Source organism: Streptomyces griseorubiginosus (genome assembly GCF_017614965.1).
Taxonomy (GTDB): Bacteria; Actinomycetota; Actinomycetes; order Streptomycetales; family Streptomycetaceae; genus Streptomyces; species Streptomyces griseorubiginosus_B.
On the sequence record NZ_WVUG01000519.1, the window covers coordinates 1 to 3,303 of the forward strand.

The 3,303-nt window shown below is 69.1% G+C and carries 2 protein-coding genes; both read left to right on the forward strand.

All coding sequences use genetic code 11. The features are described from left to right. Positions 1-291: bacterial transcriptional activator domain-containing protein (locus tag GRC12_RS42985; RefSeq protein ID WP_208785872.1), on the forward strand; the 291-nt coding region annotated here is incomplete at its 5' end. 171 nt (positions 292-462) lie between these two features. Beyond that, positions 463-3,129 (forward strand): TOTE conflict system archaeo-eukaryotic primase domain-containing protein, encoded by a 2,667-nt coding sequence (locus tag GRC12_RS46830; protein ID WP_208785873.1) that lies wholly within the window; start codon positions 463-465, stop codon positions 3,127-3,129. Positions 3,130-3,303 lie beyond the last annotated feature (174 nt).

A 3,303-nucleotide genomic window follows, 5' to 3' on the forward strand; every position in this document is an offset into this window, starting at 1 on the left:
CCCCACGGCCCCCACCACAACCTCAACGCCGCCCGCCACGCCATCACCACCGGCCTCGACGCCGACCCCACCGCCGAACTCCTCTACCGCGACTGGATGCGCATCGAACACGCCGCCGGCAACCGGCACGGCCTGTACACCGCCATCACCCGCCTCCAACACATCAACCAAGACCTCGACTGCTCACCCGAACCCGAAACCACCCAGCTCATCAACCACCTGCTGGGCGCCACGCGCGACGGGACACGAAATGTAGGATCCGCGACTTCGCTGAAGAAGGCACCTCATTGACAGCGGATTGACAAATGCGCGATTCCGTTGACAAAGGCTACGTTCAGTAGTGGTCCCCACTGGGTCTCTTTCGATCCCAAATCCCAGTGAGCCCCTGCAGCAGGGGCGCCGGGAGAGGGAAACCTGAATGCTTTCGCTGCGTGACGTACGCGCAGTCTGGATCATGGGAGCGTGGAGGATTGGTCCGACTGCTTCGATCCCGACGAGTTGCGCATCCGTCTCGACGTGGCGCTGGAAGAGAACGCAGAGCTACACGAGGAAATCGCCCGGCTGAAAGCCGACAACGCGCGGCTGCACAGCCTTCTGGGCCGCGATGTCCAGGCCACTCCCGCCGTCATCCCGTCCGTTCCCGACCCGGTCGCGGTCCTGCCGTCCACGGGGGCCGGTGGCCTGCCGTATGCGGATGCCTCCTCCAGCGCCGAGGCGAAGATCGCCCTCTTCAGGGCCCTGTTCGCAGGCCGCGAGGACGTTTACGCAAAGCGGTGGGTAAGCGCCAAGTCCGGCCGAACCGGCTGGAGCCCGGCCGAGGACAACCCGTTCGACAAGAACAAGGCCGACGAGGACCGGGTCTTCTGGCCGCTGACCGACGAGACCATCTACCGCCACCTCGACCCGACCCAGCAGGGGCGCAGCGAGCTGCACATCGGCCTGTATCCGCTGCTGGCCGACGACACGTGCCGCCTGCTGGCGTGCGACTTCGACGGCAAGGACGGCAGCGACTGGCGCGCCGACGCGAGCGCGTACGTCACGGCCTGCCACGAGGCGGGCGTCCCCGCCGTCCTCGAGATCTCCAGGTCCGGGAAGGGCGCGCATGTGTGGACGTTCTTCACCGCGCCCGTCGCGGCGGCCACCGCCCGCGCCCTGGGGATGGCACTGCTGCGCCGGGCGATCGATACCCGCGGCCAGATGGTGCTGTCCAGCTACGACCGGCTCTTTCCCGCCCAGGACTTCCTGCCGACCAAGGCCAGAGGCAGCTTCCGGTTCGGCAGCCTCATCGCGCTGCCGCTGCACGGTGTCTCCCGCGCCAAAGGCACCACCGTCTTCGTGGACCCCGACACCTGGCAACCGTATCCGGACCAGTTCGCCCACCTCGCAGGCATTGAACGGCTGTCCCCGGCCAACGTCGCCTCGCTCGCAGGCAAGCTCGGTCCGATCAAGGCCGGGCCTTGTCCGACCGCTCCGGAGCTGGGGCCCAAGCCCCGCCGCAAGGCCCTCGGCAAGGCGCCAGCGCGCGTCGAGGCCCGGCTCGCGGCGATGCTTTCGATCTCCACAGCCGGATTGCCGCCGCAACTGCTGGCAGCGCTCAAGCATGCCGCGTCGTTCCACAACCCGGAGTTCTACCGCAAACAGAACCAGCGCTTCTCCACTTTCAACACCCCGCGCCTCGTCTGCTGCTTCGACGCATCCGACCCCGACTGGCTCAAAATGCCCCGCGGCCTGGTGGACGAAGCCGCCCAGCTCATCGCCGCCGCCGGCGGATCCCTCACCGTCGCCAGCGATCTGCCCGAACCCCCGCCGATCGCCGTCCACTTCACCGGAGAGCTGACCGCCACCCAGCGGGCGGCCGTGGAGGCGATGACCGAGCACCCGGCCGGCACCCTGGTCGCGCCGCCCGGCTCCGGCAAGACCGTCATGGCCTGCGCTCTGATCGCCGGCCACCACACCCCGACCGCAGTGATCGTCAACCGGGCCGAACTGCTGACCCAGTGGCAGGAACGGCTGGCCGCCTTCCTCGACCTGGGCGAGGGGCAGGTCGGCTCGCTCGGCGGAGGCAAGGACCGCCGCGGCCATACCGTCGACCTGATCATGCTGCAGACGCTGTCCCACCGCGACGCCCCCGACGGCCTGCTCGACGGCTACGGGCTGGTCATCGTGGACGAGTGCCACGCCGTCGGCGCCCCCGGCGCCGAGGCCGCGATCCGCCAAGCGAAGGCGCCGCGGTGGGTCGGCCTGTCCGCCACCCCCTACCGCGCCGACCAGATGGACCCGGTGATCACCATGCAGTGCGGGCCGATCCGCCACGAGATCGACGACGCCAGCACCTTCGCCAAACACCTCGTCATCCACACCACGACCTTCACCACCGACAAGCCCGGCACCGACGGCGCCTCCATCCAGGCCATCTACAACGAACTCGCCCACGCCACCAGCCGCAACCGGCTGATCGCGGCGGACATCGCCGACGCCGCCAGGCGCGGCCGCTGCAGCCTGGCCCTGACCAACCGCGTCGAACACCTCCACCAGCTCGCCGAAGCCCTCCGACCGCACGGCCTCACCCCGCTGGTCCTGCACGGCGGGATGCCGCCGGCCGAACGCGCCCGGGTCCGTTCCGCCCTGGCCGAGGAGCACGATGAGCCGCTGGTGCTGCTGGCGATCGACAAACTCGCCGGCGAGGGCTTCGACGCACCGCGTCTCGACACCCTCTTCCTGACCAGCCCCATCTCGTTCAAGGGACGCGTCATCCAGCAGGTCGGCCGGATCATGCGCAACACCGAGGCCAGGAAGTCCCACGTCGAGGCCCATGACTACCTCGACGCCAACGTCCCCCTCCTGGAGCGCATGCACCACAAACGCCGCCGCATCCTCGAACGCCGCGCATTCACAACGACCACACCAGAGAACCTGCCCGCCACGCCGGCCCGCGCGCCTGTCCCCACCGCACGGCGCTCCCGGCCCGTGACCCCGGCACCGAACGTGGCCGAGGTACGGGCCTGGGCCCGCGAACAGGGCATGGACGTACCACCACGCGGCAGACTCCGCGCCACGATCTGGGACGCCTGGCACACCACCCACCCGGCCACCAACGGCCACCACACCCGCCCACCACACAGCCAGTGAACCCGGCCGACAAACCGGCGGACATCAAGACAGTGGACACCTCACTCGCTGTCACCAACCCGACCGAGCAAGAGCGACCAACTGCTCACCAGCCACCAACACCATCGCCGCTCACCACGCCCGGAACCCAAAATCCGCACGCCCCCGTCCCAACGAAATCACGGACCCTACACG